Here is a 21657-nt window from a genome sequence, read left to right as displayed (position 1 = left end):
CCAAGATATAGCAGCTATACAATTCGGAGGGATTAGATTTTCTGCTGATTTGTCAGGCGGTGAATGGTTAGCTCAAGTAAGTGGCTGATAACTAGTGTCGATTAAAGTAGTAGATTTTTTCTTTTCTTTCATGCTCACAAGAGTGCCCATCCCTCATTGAATCAACTTACCAATCATCAAAGTCATAGTTAAATAAAATACTTTTGATGTGATATAACATTGCTTTATAGTTAAGGGGTAAGGCCATATTTTTTGTCATAAGTGATCTGTTAATCCTCTTTGGCGGTGTCTCTCGTGAACCATTCCACACTTTTTTGCGGAAAAATATTTATTACCTGAGTTTTTTGTAGAGATTTAAAACTTGTCATCGTAGTCCACATGAGTTTCGAGATCTCCATTGAGGACAACAATTTCCAAGTCGTTATACATTTGTACCAAGTTGAAACAATGGTACCAATTTCGCTCAAGCTAACTAAATGATCCTAAATTCAGCAGTTTTTGGGCTTTCCCTTTATAGAATTTATTTAGCCAAAGCGGGGCGTTTTAGGAGTAACCGATATCGAATAATATTTTGGTATTGGAATAAATATAACTTCGGAGAAACCACAATAATGAAATTATCTTTAAAATTTCTTTTACAAAAGACGGCTTTAGCAAGTGCATTCTCATTGCTATGCACTGCGCCTTTTGGTGCCTATGCGGAAGAAGCGGATAACAAGCTGCTAACTGATCGCATCATCGTTAAGTACAAAGAAAGCGCTAAAGTTGGACGGGCCGCTACTATGGCTCAGGAAACTGTGGAAAAAGCTTCCCGTCGCGCTGGCCATAAAATGCACCATCTGCGCCGCATAGCTACTGGCGCTCAGGTAATGCGCCTGGAAGGTCGAAAAAATAGAGCTGAAGTAAATGCAATTATCGATCGCCTGAGGCAAGACCCGGATGTGGAGTACGCAGAACCAGATCTGATCTTGAAAGCAGTGGCTGTACCTAATGACCCAAGTTACCTCAATCAGTGGCACTACTATGAATCTACCGGTGGCTTGAACCTTCCATCAGCCTGGGATACCACTGCGGGTAACGGAGCTGTGGTCGCGGTGCTCGATACTGGTTATCGACCCCATGCAGACCTGGCAGCCAACATTTTGCCGGGCTACGACATGATCGACGATACCTTCGTTTCTGTAGATGGCGATGGTCGCGATAGCGATGCCACCGATCCGGGTGATTGGTATAGCTCTGGTACTTGTGGAGATAGCTCCTCAAGCAACAGTAGCTGGCACGGTACCCATGTTGCTGGCACTATCGCTGGCGTTACCAACAATAATCTTGGTATCGCTGGTGTTGCCTATGAGGCCAAGATTGTTCCTGTCCGTGTGCTCGGCCGTTGTGGTGGCTATACGTCAGATATTGCTGACGGCATCATTTGGGGCGCTGGCGGTTCTGTGAGTGGCCTGCCAGCCAACGCGAACCCTGCCGACGTACTCAATCTCAGTCTTGGCGGCAGCGGAAGCTGTGGCACTACCACACAAAATGCCATCGATACTGCTCGCAGTCTCGGTGCGACGGTTGTTGTAGCTGCTGGCAATAGCAATGCTAACGCAAGCCAATTTACTCCTGCCAGTTGTGATGGGGTGATCTCAGTGGCTGCGACTAATCGCAGTGGCGGTCGTGCTTACTACTCTAACTACGGCAATGTAGTAGATGTTGCAGCACCGGGTGGAGCACAGAGCTTCGCCAATGACTCCGACGGCGTCCTCTCTACCTATAACAATGGTGCTACTGACCCTGGCAGTGATAGTTACTATTACATCCAGGGCACCAGTATGGCGGCGCCTCATGTGGCCGGTGCCGCAGCATTGCTCTACTCTGTAGACCCTACCTTGACCCCAGATGAAGTTGAATCAATCCTCACCAGTACCGCACGGAGCTTCCCGGCTTCTTGCAGCAGCTGTGGCTCAGGTATTGTCGATGCAGCAGCGGCCGTAGCCTCGGCCAATGGTGGCGGCGGCGGTAACGACGGCGGTGAACTTGAAAATGGTGTTGCTGAGACTGGTATCGAGGGTAACAGTGGTGATGAAATTAGCTTCACCCTAGAAGTGCCTAACAACGCTACAGACTTGTCTTTTGTAATGTCCGGTGGAAGCGGCGATGCTGATCTCTACGTTCGCCATGGCAGCGCCCCCACAACCAGTACCTATGACTGCCGCCCCTATACTTCAGGCAATAATGAAACTTGTGATATCGATAACGTACAGGGAGGAACCTATCACGTCATGGTACGTGGATATAGCTCCTTCTCTAACGTTAGCCTCGTAGGCAGCTACACCGCAGGTGGTGGCGGCGGTGGCGGTAGCGACAGTTGGGAAGAGACAAATCTCAGTGGTTCCCGCAACAGCTGGCAGCACTTCACTATCGACGTTGATAGCGGAGCTTCATCGCTGAGCGCCGTAATGTCTGGTGGCAGTGGGGATGCAGACCTCTATGTTCGTTTTGGCCAAGAGCCTACCCGCACAGCGTATGACTGTCGTCCTTACGAGTGGGGTAATGATGAAAGCTGCAGCATCAGCAATCCAGGCGCAGGTACCTGGTATATCAGTATCCGCGGTTACTCTGACTACTCTGGCGTTTCTCTGAGTGCTAGTACTGAGTAAATGGGCCAACTCCCACTCCACAGGTTCCTGTGGGGTGGGTAGATAGCTGTTCTACTCAAATAATGCCAGTCAGTTAAGCTGACTGGCATTTTCATTTAACACGTTGATCTCCGCAGAATCCTTTCCCAGTTATATTGCCGGCAATATCACCAATTCTGTGATGATCATTTCCACTGCTCGATTAAAGCTCGTTTTATCAGAGTGGATTAACTTCAAGCTCCAGCCTTTTCTTTAAAGTTGATAAATTTCGAAAAGTATTTTGCAGCCTTTCTGTGCACAGTGATTGGAAAGCCCTTAGTTATCTCTATATCGGTGCAAAGACAGATAAATAAGTTTGTTTAGGTGGAGGCTGTCACAAGAATAGAAAGAGGCCGGCAATCACCTAAGAAGGATACATCGGTTGCCACTACTATCCCTGTGGGCAAAATTGAAACACTGGTACTAATTTTGTCTCGATATCCAGCCATGACTTGCTCAGGCATATATCTTGCGTAAAGCCTAACGTGCCCTGTCACAACAGGGACATTGGTACTAATGGTTAGGATGTCACACCCCGTCGGCTAAATCATCATGGAGAGATAACAATAATGAAGTCACTGTTGAAAAAATCCACTCTAGCAGGTGTGTTTTCACTTCTATGTACAGGCTCCTTCGCCACCCAAATAGATAACATAAGTAGTTCCCCAACAACTGACCGGATCATTGTGAAATACAAGCAGGATTCCACGATCGGACGGTCAGCGAGCATGACTCAGGAAACTGTGGAGAAAGCCTCTCGCCGTGCGGGCCACAACTTGCGCCACTTGCGGCGCATGGCGACGGGTGCACAAGTCATGCACCTGGGGAGCCGAAAAAGCCAAGCCGAGATCAACCTGATAATCAACCGCCTAAAACAAGACCCCAATATTGCGTACGCTGAGCCCGACTTGATGATGCACCCTATGGCGGTCCCAAATGACCCCAGCTATTACGACCAGTGGCACTACTTTGAAGCTGATGGCGGACTGAATTTGCCCGGAGCCTGGGATATAACTCAGGGGGAGGGCGTGGTAGTAGCAGTTATTGATACCGGTTATCTCGCTCACTCAGACCTCATGGACAACTTACTGCCTGGTTACGACATGATTTCGGATTCCGATATCGCTGTAGATGGGGATGGTCGTGATAGTGATGCCAGTGATCCCGGGGATTGGTATACCGATAGTTACTGCGGAAACCCACTGTATCCCGAGTTTGATAGCAGCTGGCATGGCACTCATGTGGCCGGCACCATTGCTGCCGTCACCAACAACAATATGGGTATCGCTGGGATAGCCCATAAAGCAAAAGTGCTCCCCGTTCGAGTACTCGGCCGCTGCGGCGGTTACACTTCTGATATTGCCGATGGCATTGTCTGGAGCGCTGGCGGCTCGGTTAGTGGTGCACCAGCTAATGAAACTCCGGCTCAAGTGTTGAACTTGAGCCTGGGGGGCTTTGGCCTCTGTGGAAGCACAACTCAAAGTGCCATAAATACGGCCCGTAGCCTGGGCGCTACCGTTGTTGTTGCGGCGGGTAACTCTGGGCGGAATGCCTTCTGGTTTTCGCCAGCTAACTGTTCAGGAGTTATTACAGTATCCGCAACCAACCGCTCCGGTGGGCTTGCTTACTACTCCAACTACGGCAATGTGGTCGATGTTGCCGCCCCTGGAGGTGAAACTAACTCGGTGGAATCCGATGGCGTTCTCTCTACATTAAACAGCGGAGCGCGAACTCCCGGTAGTGATAGCTTCGCATACTATGCCGGTACCAGCATGGCCGCTCCACATGTTGCCGGTACAGCTGCACTTATATATTCAGTCAAGCCCGATGTTACACCAGATGAGGTTGAATCTATTCTCATCAGTACAGCCCGAAGCTTTACGGGCTCTTGTCGGCGCTGTGGATCAGGCATTGTTGATGCGGCGGCAGCCGTTGAGGCCGCTATAGAGGATTGAATTGTAGAAAGGAGTAAGTTTGATAAAAGACCGGCACTTTGCCGGTCTTTTACACTTTTCCACTAAAGGATCTAGCCAAGTACAGGGGTGAGGTTAATATTCATTCTTGTTCCCATGCGGGAAATGGATCATTCAATGTCGCCCAGTATTCTTTGCCTCGTAGCACTTCGTCCTCGCTTAGCAGGCAGTCATCAAGCGCTTTTGTCATGCTGGTTTGATTCAAACTCTGGCCAATAAATACTAGTTCTTGCCGCATATCACCAAAGGGTTCTACCCATTGTTTTTCAATGGAGCTACGATAATTTTCGTCTGTGGGCCAGTTTTCTTTGGGTATAGCTTTCCAGAACATCCCAGCGAAACCATAGTGGGCAATGCCTCCCGCTTGACTCCATTCGCCTGCAAACTCAGGGCGGGACGCCAGCCAAAAATACCCTTTGGAACGAATTAACTTGCCGTGCCTCTCAGTATTGTGCAGAAATTGATGAAATTTTTCTGGATGGAAGGGTCTACGTGCTTCGTAGCTGAAACTGCTAATGCCATACTCTTCAGTTTCAGGAACATGCTCACCTCGCATCTCTTTAAGCCAACCAGGTGCTTGCTGCGCGCGCTCGAAGTCAAATAAGCCGGTATTTAGAACCTCGTCAATATTGACTTGCCCTTGAGAGATCGGAACTATTTTTGCCTGCGTATTTAGAGTTCTCAGAATGGCCTCTAGGCGCTCAACATCAGAAGGGCCAGCTAAATCTGTTTTACTGATCAGAATGACATCTGCGAACTCGACCTGGTCGATCAGCAAATCAGTTACACTGCGTTCGTCGTCTTCGCCTAATGATTCACCAGCATCCTGTAAAAATACTGCCTCGTCATAGTCCTTTAAAAAATTGACTGCATCGACCACCGTCACCATTGTGTCCAAACTGGCAACATCAGAGAGAGAAACACCATTTTCGTCGGCAAAAGTGAAGGTTTCTGCAACGGGTAAGGGTTCAGAAATCCCTGTTGATTCAATAACGAGATAATCAAACCGTCCTTCCTGCGCAAGCTTAGTGACTTCCTCCAGAAGGTCTTCCCGCAGAGTGCAGCAAATACAGCCATTACTCATTTCAACAAGCTTCTCCTCACTACGGTTAAGAGAAACTTCGCTCTGTACTTTCGTCGAATCAATATTGATTTCACTCATGTCATTGACGATTACAGCAACTTTTTTGCCTTCGCGATTGTTCAGTATGTGGCTAAGTACGGTAGTTTTACCGGCACCTAGAAAACCTGAAAGGACGGTGACTGGGAGTTTGTTTGTATGTGCCATTAGTCTCTCCACACTCTGAGTATTCATCCATGTGTACTAGGTTAATCAGATTGTGCGCAATGATATATCGTATCTTTTATGGGTCAAGCTATTTCATTTACATGAGGGTAGGGCGGTAGTATTACCGCTCCTCCTTTACCCGCTTACTCCGCCCACTTTCATGCCGCTCCCGCATGTCGGAATCAATGTAGCGATCGGTCGTAGCCATACTTGCATGTCCCGCATCATCGCGCACATGCTCGCGGGGGCGGTACTTCACATCTTCAGAAATACCCGTATGGCGGAGCCAGTGCACAGTGGCAGCCTTAAGGTCTTCAGCATCTTCCCCTAAGCCTTCTTCAACCATCCGTTGGTGGGCAGCATCAAAGCAGTTTTGAACAATCAAGCGAACCTGTCGGGTACTGGTAACCGGTCCCTTGCCACGGGACTTGTGCACCAGAGGTGTCTGCTCATTAATGCTGGGCAGAGCAGGGAGCTGCAAATAATTCCTGTAGCGCTTCAAGGCCTTCAACATTTGATCGCAAACAGTGATCGCCCGGCCTTTGTTACCTTTACCCGTAACATGAAACCACCAGTTTCCGTCGCGATCTTTCTTGAAATCACCCATAACTGGTGCCGATCTTTCATCCGCAACCAACTCAGAGATTCGCAAATACATAGCGAATAGGGCGTTCATAATAAATAAAGTTCGCTCGTGATCAGTTGGTGATGTCTCGGCCATGATCTCAGCAGTCTCCAGGACATAATCCCACTGCAAGTTGCTGATTCGACGTACAACCTGGCTTTGTTGCTCACGTCGAACAAACTTACTTTTCTGGCGAATCAATGCCACAGGATTGGCTGGAACCAAGCCTTCTTGATAGAGAAAATCGAAGAAGGATGACAATGCAGTAAAGATGCATTTGATCGCTGCCTGGGATGGCCGAAACTCCTTGGGAGAAGCTGTCTTGCCAGCACGAAACTCAACTTTGGACACACTGACTACGAATGGCCGCCAATCGGCATTCACAACGCGCTCGCCATTTTGTGTTTTGAATCTGGCAACATTTTTAGTTCCGATCCAGGCAATTGGTGGCTCAATGCAAAACTGCACAAACTCCTCAATGTGTTCGCGCTTCAGAGTCATTATTGAAACTTCTTCAATGCGCCAAGCCCATTGCAGCAAGCGCTCAAGTTCACGGCGGTAGCTGTTGAACGTTGCCTGGCTGCCGTTATAGCTGTAAAGAAACTTAAGCGTGAACTCCAGATCGGTATCAGCACCAGGAATCTGCTTGCTGAGATAACGGCTAGCTGAAAAGCTGGTGCAGCGGAATGGATTCTCAAGATTGCTCAGGTTGTCGATGATTGGTGCTGGTGGCCGGTTGGAAGCAGACATAGAAATATGGAGTTGTTGTTGGAATGCGGCAAATTATACGGAAAAACGGGCATTTATAAAATATCCGATATTCACAAATATCGGAAATAGGGGGGGGTGTAACAAGCCCTCTAGCTTAGTAACTTCCTTACATCGCCAGCTTAAATCAGCTTTCTGGGCTCTTCTCCTTCTTCATGCTAGAAATCACTATTCCCTAAGCGAGTACCGAATTAGATTGGCAACTCAAGGCTAGATTCCAGATATTACTTCAACGCCACATGATAAAGGTCTTATGACATGGAATATCATCATATTAAATATGAGCAAAATGGCCCTGTAGCCATCGTTACTTTTAACCGTCCAGAGGTTAAGAACTGTATTGGTACTCGCGCTCACCGTGAGCTGGTGGATGCATTCGATCGCTTTCGTACCGATGACGGAGCTAAAGTTGCGGTAATCACCGGTGCTGGCGATTCTGCATTTTGTGCAGGGGGTGATTTGAAAAGCAATCTTGCTGCAACTGAACCCACCAATCACCCCGATCCTGACGTGGCTGTTTTATGTCCTGTAGAACCCGCTGATATTGCCCGACATAATCGAGGTGAAGCTCCAGGTATTATAGGTCCATCCCGTTGGACCGATATTTATAAGCCTATCATTGCGGCTGTGAACGGAATTGCTTATGCGGGTGGCTTTGAGTGGGCATGTTTTGCCGATATGCGGATTGTAGAAGAGCACGCATCCTTTGGTATGACTTGTCGCCGTTGGAATATCGGCTTAGCCGATGGTGGTACTCAGCGTTTGCCGCGTATTGTTGGTATGGGGCGAGCGCTGGAGTTAATCATCACGGGAAAAGTTATTAATGCTAAAGAAGCTTATCGCATTGGGTTGGCCAACGAAGTGGTGCCAAAGGGAGCCGCATTAGATCGTGCTGTTGAGTTAGCACAGTATATCTCTACCCTTCCCCAGCCAGCGATTCACTCTGATAAAGAAGCCGCCATTCGTGGTTATGGAAAGGATCTTGATGAAGGTCTACGAATTGAGGCTGAGTGCTTCAACCGATTATTCAGCGACTCTGAATCCAGAGCAGAGCTATCCGAAGGCTTGAGGCGCTTTAACGAGCGCGATCATCCTGATCGAGTGCGAGGACAAGCCAAAACGCCCGGTATTATTCGTAGCGAAATGGAGTAATTGTGATAACCCAAAAGAAGGCTGTATTCAAGAGGATGTATTGTTTAGGGGCTTAGATACCACGAATATATCTCGGATAAAGTAATGAGGCCCATAGTGGCTATATGGGCCTCATTACTTTGGTGAATCAGTGGGGTTCTTATCGTCACTTTTATGATCTGGACAGGCGCCCTCTTCCCGGCGCCCAGTTTTTATTAGACGCATGAATCGGATACATGTTGTTTATTTGCTTTTACGCTCAACCATTCGAATCCATATCCTTACTCCAAGCCATTGGCAAAAACGCATCATCGAGACTGACATTCAGATTGTGGGTAGAGTAATTCGAGAGTACTTTTAGGCTAGTTCCAACTATCACCTCCAGAACCGTTTCTTTCGTATAACCTGCTGCAAGAAACGCCTCAACTTCCTCTTCTGTAGCCCATCCACGTTTCTCATTGATAATGACACTGAATGCTCGGAGCGCTTCGAGTTTAGGGTCATGGAGTGTTTTACCGCTACGCAGCGCTTTGATTACATTTTCATCTACACCGGCCATTTTGCAAACGGCGGTATGCGCAGCCATGCAGTAGGTGCAACCGTTTAGGCGGCTGTTTGTCATCAGGATTATCTCTCGCTCCGTTTCGCTCAAGCGAGATTTATCGAATAATCCCATAAGTGTTAGGTAGCTCTCTACCATTACAGGTGATTCGGCCATGGTTGCCATTAGATTGGGTACAAATCCCATTTTCTTTTTAGTGGCTTCTAGAGTGGGCTTAGAGGCTTCTGGTGCTGTTTCAATTGTGTAACGTGTAAAATTGACCATGAGTCTTACCATATAAGTTGGGTTTTACGGTGCTCGATATCGATTTACATTGAGTGCTTCCACCTCTTTGGCACTAGTCAGCGCGTAAAGAGGTGGAGGTGTTTACATACTATGCAGTTGTAGACTGACTCAGCTTTTCAAGTACGGGAAATAAGTCGCTGGGTTCGGGGCGACGCGTATAGTCAGGATTCACCTCCGCATATGCGATTGTTCCATCGGTATCTATGACATATCTTGCAGGCATAGGTAAGTTCCACGCGCCGTCACGATGGATGGTCGGGAGTTCGACTTTGAACACCTTGTGGAACTCAATTACATAAGGTTGTAATGTCCAGCGGATACCAAACTTTTCAGCAAGCTTTCCGCTTTGGTCAGTCAGAATTGGGAAGCTTAGCTTGTTATCTCTCTGAGATTTGCGGCTTTCGGCGGGCCCTTGCATGGAAATAGCAACCAGGGTTGCGCCACGCGCTTTGATCTCTGCGGCAACTTCTTCTAACGCTTGCAGCTCAATATTGCAGTAGGGGCACCACACGCCTCGATAGAACGTTAGAATAACGGGCCCTTTGGCAAGGAGCCCTTCCAGGGCAACGTCGTTACCTTCTGAATCTGGCAATGTAAAGTATGGGACTTTCTCCCCTACTTTAATCGAACGTTCAACTTGGCCACTAGCAGCCAATTCCTTGGATGATCTGGCAAAGGCTTCAAATGCTCCTTCCGGGGCCTGTTGCTTAAATACTTCTTTGAAAGCATCTAGGGAACCTCTGAATAATTCCAAGCCAATATTGGTAATATTCACCTACCCATCAAGACTACGATGAATTATGCACCAAGTCACCTTTGCCGAAGCAGAATATAAGCTAAAGCGCCGTATAACTCGCCGAGAGAAGTTTCTTTCTCAAATGGAAGCCCTCATCCCATGGCAGCGACTAGAAGCTCAGATCACTCCTTGCTATCCACAAGGCAAACGTGGCCGACAGCCATATCCATTGAGTGTCATGCTCCGTATTCATTGCATGCAGCTATTTTATAATCTCAGTGATCCCGCTATGGAGGATGCACTGTATGAAATTGAATCCATGCGTAGTTTTGCTGGATTGACTTTGAGCGGCCCAATTCCCGATGAAACAACGATTCTTAACTTTCGCCACTTACTGGAGCTCAATCAGCTAGGTGCAGCTCTTTTTGATGAAATCAACAAGCATCTTGCTGAGAATGGCATGGTACTGCGTGAAGGTACGATTGTAGATGCCACTATTATCTCTGCGCCAACTTCAACCAAGAATAAAAAGAAAAAACGTGATCCAGAAATGCATCAAACAAAGAAAGGCAATCAGTGGCATTTTGGAATGAAAATGCATATCGGGGTTGATGATGTGCTCGGAGTAATACATAGCATAGATACAACAGCAGCGAATTCGCATGATGTCACAACTACAGAGCGAGTTCTCCACGGGGAGGAGAAAAGAATCTGGGGAGACTCTGGGTACATTGGTGCGGAGAAACGTGAAGAGTTGAAAGAGCGGGAGGCGGATTGGTATATAGCAATGAAGCCGAGCAAGCTAAAAACTCTTCCAGGGCGTGATGCACTTCGTAAAGCGGAAAAGATCAAGGCGCAGATAAGAGCGAAGGTCGAGCACCCCTTCCGCTACATCAAACGGGTATTTGGTTATGACAAGGTCCGCTATCGGGGACTGGTAAAAAATACTGAGAGGCTGTGCTTACTGGCAGGCTTTACCAACTTAATAATAGGGAGAAAATACTTGGCTGCCTAGGGGTGGTTCGCCTGAAATCCACCTATTGAGGGTTTCAGATGAAAAATTAGTGGACTATTACGCGCAAATTACGCGTTTGTGCGTAATAAAGTGAATTTTTCAAGCAGCTCAGCTTAATTCTGGAAAAATGCTTCGTTGATCAGAGGGTCCCTAAGATACGTTACAGATGTAAAGAGGTGAAGATTACAGGAAAAAAGGAAGAAATCGCTATATTTTTTCTGCTCGTAGGTACCAACTAGGGCCTTTCTAGGGAAGCTTTGATAAATGGACTTCTAGCCACCCCCATGGGATGAGAGGATGCATCTGAGAAAGAAACTTCTCGCGGGGAGTTCCATGACGCTTCAGATTATATGCAGCTTCGGCAAAGGTAGCTAGGGGCAAGATCTTGACGGATAGCGGAATACTACCAAGTTGACTCGAAATTAATCAGAGGTTTCCTAACTAAGCTAAATATCAATTAACGTATTACTATCCAACATCGCCTTTGCCTGCTGAAATGCAGTTTCGGGTACATAAGGATGGGAGAAAATCCAAAACTGCCCGCTTTCTATACCACTAGTAATGATATCAGCAGCTTTTTCTGGCTTCATACCTTCAGAAACCACCTTGACAACTTTGGCTTTAACTTTTTTCTCGACTTCAGACTCAGGGTGAATTACCGCTACACTTGCAGGCCTATTACGTGAAGAGTCGAGAATATTAGTTTTTATAGCACCAGGACAAAATACAGAAGTTTTTATAGGCGAGTTAGCTAAACGAAGATCCCGCTCTAAACTTTGCATTAAACCTACAACACCAAATTTTGAAACATTGTAGGCCCCTAAGTACCCTATACCATATAGGCCGGATTCCGATGCTACAGACAATATATGGCCCTCGTCATTCTGTTCGATATGAGGGAGAAATACATGAATACCGTTAATAGGCCCCCACAAATTCACTGATAAAATCCACTCCCACTCATCCATAGAGGTTTCTGTTATAGCCCCCAAAGGACCTATTCCGGCCACATTACAAAGCAAGTGTACCTTATCAAAGTGCTTTAAAGTTCTATCAGCGATGTTTTGCACATCCCCAAGTTTAGATACATCTGCTTGTACGCAAATACACTCAGCACCTTCTAGTGCTATCAACTTGGCTGTCGATTCGAGATGACTTAGGGTATATCCGGCTAATACTAACTTCATTCCTTTTTCGGCTAAACGTATTGCTAAAGCCCGCCCTAGTCCACTTCCCGCTCCTGTAACAACAGCAACTTTATCAGACAAATCCATAACTTTCCTTTTTACAATATATTCAACATGACTAGGAACTTTAGATTCAACAAATCCTTAAATAGTTGATATATAGCTATTCACAGCAATAAAAATTGAATAAATTGAACCTCTACCAATAATCTGAATAACTGCCAGGAATCTTATCCTTTAAAGTCTGTTGTGGCCATTTAAGCCACTTAAACTTTAATTAACCTATAGATTAACAACCTAATGAACCGGGTATTGTATTTCTTTGGCAATCACCCACATTTTATAATCTGCAGGCATTTCAGATAAGTAATCGAGAGTTCGATAAATAAGATGCTTCTCCATTTCATCGACTCCAGAAGACTTGCTCCAGCCTTCTGCTGCTAACCGGTACATAAAAGTAACCAAAAGGAATTTCTGCTTGCTCGATAACCCATTTCCATGACCATTGATCATCATATGCATAGAAACAAGGTCATAATCCAAGTCAAAAATTGACTCATCAACCTGGACAGATATCTGGGCCGAACGACCCGATACAGAATTCCCCCGCGCAATCACCTGCATTTCATCAAGAAAGAAGGAGACATGAGCACTATTAGCGGCAGAGCTGTTTTGATAGCGCCCTCTAAGTGCCAAGTCCCTTATCTGACGATTTGAAATTTCACCCTTTAGCCAGAGTTCTGTCATCTGGGTAAACGGGTCGTAGTCCTCGCTCTGGACTATGTACTCATCTGCAAAGGGGGATAAGGAATAGAAAAGCGCGACAAGCCAAAAACAGATCCTTGTTACAGTCATTACAACTACCACTCGAAGTGAAGACCATGCCACGCGGTCGATTATGACGGGAAATCTATTAAATTAAGTATAATCAAGAATTATTGTAGGAACATTGATCGGGAGGACACTTGCACTCATTTACGGGCGAATCAACCGGGGGCTTAAATTCCACATTGACCTTAGCTTTTTTAGCCAGCCTTTTCTCTTGAAGCCTTTCCAAAGCCTCCTTCGTCATTGCGTTTATCTCCCCAGAAAGAAATTTATCAACAAACATTTCGGCTTCTTGATCCAGACTGTAACTACTACGTCCCATTCCCTCTCGTGAGTTATATTTCGATAAGCTATAGGTCAGTAATATCTCTTGAGCTTCACTATCAAACTTACTGAATAGATCTATGATCCAATTAGTTTCCAAGAGGTGTTCAAGAGCTTCAAGATTACCTTGAAGCTCTAAATAGATAGCGGCAAAGTCCTCACCTCCTTGAAGGATCCGGCCTATGTAACCAGCTTCCTCTTTGTGGAAATAATCTAATCTTGCCTGGATGTTTATTTCTTTGATGTCATTGGCGATAACATAGCGACCCAACTTTTCCACTTCAGCCACAGTCATACCAAGCTCATAAAGCTCCTCCTGATTCGTCTTTAACATATACCAAGAAGAGAGTACCCCTAGCAGTCTAAATGACGTCAGCCACGCTCGTTGCTTTCCTAAATCAATCTCGTACCACGCGGACTTTCTCTCAAGCCCATACTTACTGAGGTATGACAAGTCCTCCCCTCTATTAGCAGCTTCCCTAACAGCCCTCATTCTTTGCCAGGCAGCCCAGTTCCGCTCCCTACTCAGCACCCATTCACTGTTAATCTCTTCATTATGTTTATAGGTAGTCGCAAATAACTCCTCGAGAGATGTGCGTTTAGAATCTGCAAAAGAAGGTGCCGCCAATAAGAAGATCAGAAGGAGGCAAACCGGGGGAGTTAATTTCATAGAGACACCTTGTGGTGCTGTTGTAGTCGCATTTATCCAAGGGAATCTACTAACTATCGTCAAGAAATCTCTGCCGAAGGGTTAACCTGTGCCGTAATTACCCTTAATGGAAGAAGGAAAAACTTGGAAGTACCCCTTGGTCACATAGCGAAAGCAACCTTTGTCGAGCAACCGATCTCTGGTGTATGATTTATCAGTAATGAAGAACTATTCGTCCACATTTCGCGCCAAGCTGATAGCCATGGCGGCCCTGCTCCTGCTGATGTTGCAGGTACAGACCGTGCTCGCCTGCGAAATGATGGAGGACCCCAAGCCATCAGCGGAATGTTGCTGCGATGATATGGCCAAGGGGTCAGACTCAGGTGATGACTGTTGTGGCTATGACGCCCAAGTCTCCCTGAAGACTTCGCTGGACGACCACCAAGTTGCCGTCACCGCCGCATACTTGAATCTGGAACTTCCCCAGTTGGCGCCACCGCCAACTTACCAGTGGCCCCAAATTCTGGCTCCGCCATTCGGTACGCCTGAATTATCTCCTACTGCGACAGAATCCCACCCCGGCAACCGAACCTGGCTTGCCACTTTGCGCCTGCGTATTTGATCACTCCCTTTCTCTCTGACTAGCGAAATATGCCCCCAGCCCATGCTGGCGGCTTCAGAAAGATTGTTCTAGGAGTGAACCTTTTGATTTCCCAACAAGCTATAGCGGCCATTGGTGGCCTGCTCGTTGACCCGTTTATTGATAATGTGCTTTGCGCGCAGATGCCCCTTTCCTTCACTCAGGAGGGTGCCCTATGAGCCAGCAAAAAACATTGAGCTTAATCGCCCTTACCCTGATGTTAGCGGCTACCGGCGCGGCCTTTTATTGGAAGAAAATTTCTGCACAAGCCGAAGCTCCAAATGCCGATTTTGTGCAAGCTGGCCCCTTCCAGATCGCCGTGTCTGTCGACCCGTTGCAACCCCAAGCGGGTAAAAACCAAATTCGAATTGAAGTTCGTAATGCTGACAATGAGCCGATATCTGGAGCTGAAGTTCGCGCGGTAGCCGAGATGCCCGCCATGGGCGCCATGCCAGCTATGCGTGCCGTGGCAGATATCAGTGAATCCAGCCCCGGTATCTTCACCGGTGAAATTGAGCTGGCCATGGTGGGCTCCTGGCCCATGGTGGTAGATGTAGCGACAGGCCACGATAAGCATGTCGATTTGGCCTTTGATATGAGCACCAATCGCAAAGGCCTGCGCCTGAAATCTGCGCCTGAGGCTTCAGATACTGCCTATTACACCTGCTCAATGCACCCATCGGTAAGAGCTGCCGAAGCCGGTACTTGCCCTATTTGCGGTATGAACCTGCAACCTGTGAGCCACGATGAACTGCAAAGTGGCAGCATTGTGGTGGATAGCGGCCGGCGCCAGGCCATTGGTATCAAAACCGGTATCGTCGAGCGACAGCCATTCGCTTTGCCCATTCACCTACACGGCCAGGTTACCTATGACGAAACCCGCTTGCGCGATATCAGCCTACGCTTCGACGGCTGGATTGGTGAGTTAGATGCAGATTTTGAAGGAAAGCAGGTTAAACGCGGCGAAGTACTGTTTTCTGTTTACAGCCCGGAGTTGCTCGCAGTCCAAGACGAGTATCTAAAGGCCCGCCGACGTGGCGACGCCCTGGAGAAAGCAGCACGAAGGCGTCTACTGTTGTGGGGCCTATCTGAAGAGCAAATCGACTGGCTGGTTGAACAGCAAAAAGCGCAGGACTATATCCCGATTTTTGCACCCGCCAGTGGTGTGATAATTGAGAAGAATATTGTCGCGGGCTCTGCGTTTGAAAAGGGCGACAACCTGCTGCGCATAGCCGATCTCAGCCAGGTTTGGATTGAAGCCCACGCCTACGAAGATCAGCTGCCGTTGATAGAAAAAGGTATGCCGGCCAAAGTGCGTTTAACCAACGTCTACCACGAGGAAATCCCAGCCACCCTCACCCAGATTGATCCCTTCCTTAATCACAATAACCGCAGTGCACGGCTGCGTGTGACCCTGCCCAATACCGATGGTGAACTGCGCCCGGGACTGTTTGCGGACATCATGTTAACCGCCGAACTGGGAAATCTCCTGGTGGTACCCAGGGATTCAGTATTGATCTCCGGCAAGAAACGCATTGTCTTCCGCGACCTGGGCCAGGGTCGTCTTGAACCGGTACAAGTACGCACCGGATATGGCGACAGCGACAGGATTGTTATCCGCTCTGGCCTCCAGGCCGGAGATAAAATTGTCACCTCGGGTGTATTCCTGATCGCGGCGGAAAGCCGCCTGAAGTCGGGGGTGCAGCAGTGGTAAATTCCGAACCCAAAGGGCTGATTGCCCGAATTATTGGGGCCTGCGCCGGTAAGCCGGGGATCACTTTGATTCTTGTAGCGATCGCAGCCCTGGCGGGATACCGGGCGCTAACCAGTGTCCCCCTGGATGCTATTCCGGACCTGTCCGACGCCCAGGTGATTGTGATGACAGACTGGCCGGGGCGCAGCCCTGACCTGGTCGAGGATCAAATCACCTACCCGCTTTCCACCGCAATGTTAGGGCTGCCCAAAGTCAAATATGTGCGGGGCCAGAGTTTTTTTGGTCTCAGCTTTGTCTACGCCATCTTTGAAGACGGGACGGATATTTACTGGGCCCGCTCACGGGTTCTTGAGTACCTCAACCAAGTAGCTGACCAGCTCCCAGAAGGTGTTCAGCCAAAGCTTGGCCCGGATGCTACCGGAGTGGGCTGGGTGTTCCAGTACGCGCTGGTTGATCGAAGCGGTAACAACGATCTGCAAGAACTGCGTGCGCTACAGGATTTCAAGTTGCGCTATTGGCTCACTTCTGTTGAGGGCGTGGCCGAAGTCGCCTCCATTGGCGGCTACGAAAAGGAGTACCAGGTCCAAATCGACCCCCATCGCTTGCAGATGTTTAAGGTTCCGCTCGGCAAAGTGGTCGAGGCCATTCGCCGCAGTAACAATGACACAGGAGGAAGGGTACTGGAGATCGCGGGCCACGAACATATGGTGCGTGGCCGTGGCTATATCCGCAGTGTTGACGATCTCGAAGAGGTGGTGATCGGGGTCAATGCGGCAAAGATTCCGGTGACTTTGGATCAGGTAGCGGATATTACCCTGGGGCCTGCGATGCAGCGCGGTATTGCCGAGCTGGACGGCGAGGGGCAGACCGTAGGTGGCATCGTAGTAATGCGCTACGGTGAAAATGCCCTCAAGGTTATTGAGAGAGTTAAAGAGCGCATCGAGCAAATCCGTGCAGGCCTACCGGAAGGCGTTGAACTGGTAGTGACCTACGATCGCTCACAATTGATTAATAGCGCGATCGACAATCTCAAAAGCACCTTGATTGAAGAGATGCTAGTGGTCGCCGCCGTGATCGCTATTTTCCTACTCCACGCCCGCTCCGCATTGGTAGCTGTAATCACTCTGCCGATTGCAGTTTTACTGGCCTTTATTCCACTGTCCCTACAAGGGCTTACCGCCAACATTATGTCACTGGGAGGTATTGCCGTAGCCATCGGTGCCATGGTGGATGCGGCAGTGGTAATGGTGGATAACATCCACAAAAAGCTGGCAGCCGATGGGGATAAGGAGTTGTCTCCAGGCGAGAAAAGAACGCTAATCGTTCAGGCAATGCAGGAAGTCGGACCGAGTATTTTCTTCTCCCTGATTATTATCACGGTTTCATTCCTGCCGGTATTCGCGCTCGAAGCTACCGAGGGCCGCCTGTTCAAACCCCTCGCCTACACCAAAACCTACAGCATGGCTTTCGCCGCCCTATTGGCAATCACCTTGATTCCAGCTCTTGCTGTACTGCTAATGCGCGGCAAAATTCGCAACAGGGAAAATCCGATTTCCCGCGTTTTAGTCCATACACTACAACCAGTGATTCACTTTTGCGTACGGCAACGCAAGGTTGTAGCCACTCTCGCGGTACTAGCTCTGGTTTCTGTGGCTTACCCCATTAGCAAACTAGGTGGTGAATTTATGCCGCCACTCAATGAGGGCAGCATCCTGTATATGCCTACCGCCCTACCCGGCATGTCGGTTACCGAAGCGGGCAAGGTGCTGCAACAAATGGACGAGGAACTGAAAGCCTTCCCAGAAGTAGAGCATGTCTTTGGCAAGATTGGCCGCTCCAATAGCGCCACCGATCCTGCACCGCTCTCAATGGTAGAAACCGTTATCACCCTGAAACCTAAAAGTGAGTGGCGTCCCGGCATGACTTGGGACGACCTGCTGGCGGAAATGGATGAAAAGCTGCGCTATCCCGGTATGCCCAATATCTGGTGGATGCCCATCCAAACCCGCACTGAGATGCTTGCCACCGGCATTCGCAGCCAGCTCGGCATCAAAGTGTTTGGAGATAACCTGGAGGAGATCGAACAGACCGCTTTGGCCATCGAAGAAGCTCTGCGCAGTGACCAACGCACTTCGGAACAAACCCGAAGCGTCTTCGCCGAGCGTCTAACCGGCGGTTACTTCCTGGACTTTGATATCGATCGCGCACGGGCTTCCCGCCACGGCTTGAATGTACAGGATATCGAAGATGTGATCGCCGCAGCGGCTGGTGGCCTGGCCGCAACCCAGACCATCGAAGGCCGCGAACGTTACGATGTGTTAGTGCGCTATGCCCGCGACTACCGGGATACTCCTGAACAGCTTGAACAAATCCTGGTCCCCGCCTCTGATGGTTCCCAAGTGCCCCTGAACCAGCTGGCTGATCTGGACTTCCGCACCGGCCCGCCCATGATCCGCAATGAGGATGGGCAGTTGGTGGGCTTGGTATTTGTCGACTTGAAGGGCGATATCGGCGTTGCAGATTATGTTAATCGCGCAAAGCAGGTTGTTGCCGATCAGGTTAATCTGATTCCCGGGCAACGTATCGCCTGGGCCGGCCAATACCAGTACCTGGAGCGCGCCAAGTCCCGCCTGCAATGGTTAGTGCCCCTGACTTTGTTGGCTGTGTGCTTCCTCCTGTATCTGCATCGAGGCAGGCTATCCGACACCCTGTTTGTACTCACCGCCATGCCTATGGCACTGATCGGCGCCTTCTGGCTGTTATACCTGCTCGACTACAAGCTGAGCGTTGCTGTATGGGTCGGCATGATTGCCATGGCTGGTCTCGCCGCTGAGATGGGGTTATTAATGCTGCACTACTTAACTGCCGCCGGACATAACTCAGAGCGCGGTAATACAGCGACTGTTGCCCAAGCGGCAGCTGGCCGTATTCGCCCGATGCTAATGACCAGCCTGACACTGTTAATTTCATTGATACCAGTCATGGTTTCCGATGGCACCGGTGCAGATGTTATGAAACGGATCGCAGCACCAATGGTGGGCGGCACCATAACCACACTGCTGTTTGTATTGTTAGTGATGCCCGGGGTTTTCTATCAATGGAAAGCCCGCGAAGGTAAGCAAAGCTGACGTTAGTAAATTGGGGCACCGGGTTTATGCTACCCAGTGCCCCAGTTCTCATTTCACAAGAAGATAATCTGGATAGAAGAGACTTTAACGGGAACACCGTGATTCATAGGTTTCTTCAGGGTTAACTGTTAAAATTCCATACAAATTTTGTATTGCACAATCTGCAAAATTGCGGCGATAACACAGGCTAAGTAGGTGACGATCACTTTCCCTACTGCTTGTGTAATACGTGTATTTGACATTTAACGACTCCAGGATTCACCTTGACTGCACCTTTTTCCGATCTCCCCCTAAACCCCGCCCTGCTGAAAAACCTGGCGTCACTCAACTACAAGTCCATGACCGAGGTTCAGGCCAAAACGCTTCCGATCATTCTTGACGGCAAGGACGTAATCGCCCAGGCAAAAACCGGTTCCGGTAAAACGGCCGCCTTCGGTTTGGGGGTGCTGCATCGGCTCAATGTCAGCCGCTTTCGGATTCAATCGCTGATCCTCTGCCCAACACGGGAATTGGCAAACCAGGTTGCGCAGGAACTGCGCCGACTGGCACGAGCAATTCACAACATAAAGATTCTGACTCTCTGCGGCGGCATGCCTTTCGGCCCGCAGATCGGCTCCCTGGCCCATGGTGCCCATATCATCGTTGGTACTCCAGGACGTATCGAAGAACACCTGCGCAAAGGAACACTCTCCTTAGAGCATGTCGATACGCTGGTCTTTGACGAAGCCGACCGAATGCTCGATATGGGATTCCAGGACGTTATCGATACTATTCTGGCGCAGGTGCCAACTGGGCGGCAGTCGTTACTATTCAGCGCTACCTATCCCGATGAAATTGAAAAGCTCAGCGCCCGAGTGATGCAAAAACCGGTGATGGTTAAAATTGACTCTGCGCATAGTGACGAGGTGATCGAACAACGCTTTTACAGAACTGAGAGTTTCGAGGATCGCCTGGAGATGACACGGCGTGTTCTGCTCAATGACAAACCAGTCAATACCCTGGTTTTCTGCAACACCAAACGCGAAACCGATGAGGTGGCCGATGACCTGAAACAGGCTGGCTTCAATGTCCTCGCCCTGCATGGTGATATGGAGCAGCGCCAGCGCAATGAAACCCTGGTTCGATTTGCCAATGGCAGCGCTTCAATTCTGGTGGCCACCGATGTAGCGGCACGCGGTCTTGATATCGACAAGCTGGATGCGGTTATCAACTTTCATATCGCCAAAGACCCGGAAGTGCACACCCACCGCATCGGACGGACCGGCCGTGCCGGTGAACGCGGTTGCGCTTACTCCTTTTTTGCCGAGAAGGAAGGCCACAAACTGGTTCGTATGGAACTAACCCAGGACCCACTATCCGATCCAGATACTCCGCCACCTGCCAGCATATTAAGTGAACCCCCTTTCCAGGCACCGATGGCTACCCTACAAATCGATGGCGGCAAGAAGCAAAAGGTCCGCCCCGGCGATATCCTGGGTGCCCTAACCGGCGGCGATCGTCCGATTAACGGTAAAGATGTTGGCAAGATTAACGTACTGGACATGACCGCCTATGTTGCGATTAAACGCAATGTAGCATCACAAGCACTGAAGAAATTAGAAAACGGCAAGTTGAAAGGACGTAAATTTCGGGTGCGGCGTATTCGAGGCTAAGTCGAGTGATTATCCCCTGGCAACGCCGGGGGATCGACCTTTGGCAACCCAAGTCACATCTACACATTATTCATGCATGAATCTGGCCCTACGGGTTTGCGCGTAACTAGTGTTGCTCGTGTAACCATGCCTCTAGTTTTTATTCCTCACCCTCCACCTGAGCTCATGTATTTCTTTGGTTTTAGCATATTCGCAATAATACTTTTATTTCTTCATCTGCCAGTATGCAAAGATATGCCAATATTAATCCCCCAATTGCGCCGCATGCTAATCGCATTGATTTTATCTTTAGTAGCTCTAAGTCTATTGGCAAAGTATCATTATATCGGCGGTACCTTATATATAGCGCTGCATACCACCATCAGTGTTTTTTGGGGTGGTCTAGCAGTCTACAAACGGGTAAAAATAATAAGGCACAACCAGAAAGGGGGGGTGCCGTAAACGGTTCTACCCTTATGCCAGAAGTTTATGTCTCAAAATTGA

General features: G+C 48.8%; 15 protein-coding genes. 8 read left to right on the top strand and 7 right to left on the bottom strand.

Translation table 11 applies throughout. The features are described from left to right. The first annotated feature begins 611 nt into the window (after positions 1 to 611). Together ACJJIY_RS15790 and ACJJIY_RS15785 are read left to right on the top strand one after the other, a co-directional pair. Entirely contained in the window at positions 612 to 2651 is a 2040-nt protein-coding gene (locus ACJJIY_RS15790) for a S8 family peptidase (protein ID WP_445358303.1), read from the top strand. A 746-nt stretch (positions 2652 to 3397) separates the two neighbouring features. After that, positions 3398 to 4624: a S8 family peptidase gene (locus tag ACJJIY_RS15785; protein WP_445358302.1), complete on the top strand. Its 1227-nt coding sequence runs from the start codon at positions 3398 to 3400 to the stop codon at positions 4622 to 4624. Between the two features lie 100 nt (positions 4625 to 4724). Here the strand turns inward: ACJJIY_RS15785 and zigA are convergent, their stop codons facing one another. Beyond that, the gene (gene zigA / locus ACJJIY_RS15780; RefSeq protein ID WP_445358301.1) at positions 4725 to 5930 is read right to left on the bottom strand and encodes a zinc metallochaperone GTPase ZigA; all 1206 of its coding nucleotides are present in this window, start codon (positions 5928 to 5930) and stop codon (positions 4725 to 4727) included. A 121-nt stretch (positions 5931 to 6051) separates the two neighbouring features. Then, complete coding sequence (locus tag ACJJIY_RS15775; protein ID WP_282932847.1) at positions 6052 to 7305, bottom strand: tyrosine-type recombinase/integrase; 1254 nt, start codon at positions 7303 to 7305, stop codon at positions 6052 to 6054. 276 nt (positions 7306 to 7581) lie between these two features. On the opposite strand from ACJJIY_RS15775, the gene ACJJIY_RS15770 reads away from it, so the two are divergent. Next, positions 7582 to 8475, top strand: coding sequence for an enoyl-CoA hydratase/isomerase family protein (locus ACJJIY_RS15770; protein ID WP_445358300.1), 894 nt, complete (start codon positions 7582 to 7584; stop codon positions 8473 to 8475). A gap of 238 nt (positions 8476 to 8713) precedes the next feature. On the opposite strand, the gene ACJJIY_RS15765 is transcribed toward ACJJIY_RS15770, so the two are convergent. Together ACJJIY_RS15765 and ACJJIY_RS15760 are read right to left on the bottom strand one after the other, a co-directional pair. Then, positions 8714 to 9280 (bottom strand): carboxymuconolactone decarboxylase family protein, encoded by a 567-nt coding sequence (locus tag ACJJIY_RS15765; protein WP_445358299.1) that lies wholly within the window; start codon positions 9278 to 9280, stop codon positions 8714 to 8716. Between the two features lie 109 nt (positions 9281 to 9389). Then, positions 9390 to 10076, bottom strand: a complete 687-nt coding sequence (locus ACJJIY_RS15760; RefSeq protein WP_445358298.1) for a peroxiredoxin-like family protein — start codon at positions 10074 to 10076, stop codon at positions 9390 to 9392. A gap of 25 nt (positions 10077 to 10101) precedes the next feature. Between ACJJIY_RS15760 and ACJJIY_RS15755 the strand changes: the two genes are divergently transcribed. Further along, positions 10102 to 11052, top strand: coding sequence for an IS5 family transposase (locus ACJJIY_RS15755; protein WP_444895065.1), 951 nt, complete (start codon positions 10102 to 10104; stop codon positions 11050 to 11052). A gap of 446 nt (positions 11053 to 11498) precedes the next feature. On the opposite strand, the gene ACJJIY_RS15750 is transcribed toward ACJJIY_RS15755, so the two are convergent. The 3 genes from ACJJIY_RS15750 to ACJJIY_RS15740 form a co-directional block, all read right to left on the bottom strand. Continuing rightward, a complete protein-coding gene (locus ACJJIY_RS15750) occupies positions 11499 to 12326 on the bottom strand; it encodes an SDR family NAD(P)-dependent oxidoreductase (protein ID WP_445358297.1) in 828 nt (275 codons plus the stop codon). Between the two features lie 210 nt (positions 12327 to 12536). Continuing rightward, positions 12537 to 13094, bottom strand: coding sequence for a hypothetical protein (locus tag ACJJIY_RS15745; protein ID WP_282932883.1), 558 nt, complete (start codon positions 13092 to 13094; stop codon positions 12537 to 12539). A gap of 73 nt (positions 13095 to 13167) precedes the next feature. Further along, on the bottom strand, positions 13168 to 14061 hold the full coding sequence (locus ACJJIY_RS15740) for a hypothetical protein (protein WP_445358296.1): 894 nt from the start codon (positions 14059 to 14061) through the stop codon (positions 13168 to 13170). A 199-nt stretch (positions 14062 to 14260) separates the two neighbouring features. Here ACJJIY_RS15740 and ACJJIY_RS15735 point away from each other — a divergent pair, with 199 nt between their 5' ends. The 4 genes from ACJJIY_RS15735 (at position 14261) to dbpA (ending at position 21174) form a co-directional block, all read left to right on the top strand. Continuing rightward, entirely contained in the window at positions 14261 to 14662 is a 402-nt protein-coding gene (locus ACJJIY_RS15735; RefSeq protein WP_444908216.1) for a hypothetical protein, read from the top strand. A gap of 193 nt (positions 14663 to 14855) precedes the next feature. Then, positions 14856 to 16394, top strand: a complete 1539-nt coding sequence (locus tag ACJJIY_RS15730) for an efflux RND transporter periplasmic adaptor subunit (RefSeq protein WP_444908215.1) — start codon at positions 14856 to 14858, stop codon at positions 16392 to 16394. Then, complete coding sequence (locus ACJJIY_RS15725) at positions 16388 to 19522, top strand: efflux RND transporter permease subunit (RefSeq protein WP_445358295.1); 3135 nt, start codon at positions 16388 to 16390, stop codon at positions 19520 to 19522. Before ACJJIY_RS15730 ends, ACJJIY_RS15725 begins: the two co-directional genes overlap by 7 nt. Positions 19523 to 19785: 263 nt before the next feature. Continuing rightward, the gene (gene dbpA, locus ACJJIY_RS15720) at positions 19786 to 21174 is read left to right on the top strand and encodes an ATP-dependent RNA helicase DbpA (RefSeq protein ID WP_445358294.1); all 1389 of its coding nucleotides are present in this window, start codon (positions 19786 to 19788) and stop codon (positions 21172 to 21174) included. The last annotated feature ends 483 nt before the right edge of the window (positions 21175 to 21657 follow it).

It is taken from the genome of Microbulbifer maximicatervae (SeqCode), from assembly GCF_052468155.1.
Note: the sequence above shows the minus strand (reverse complement) of the source record. Positions and strands in the feature narration are given on the sequence as shown.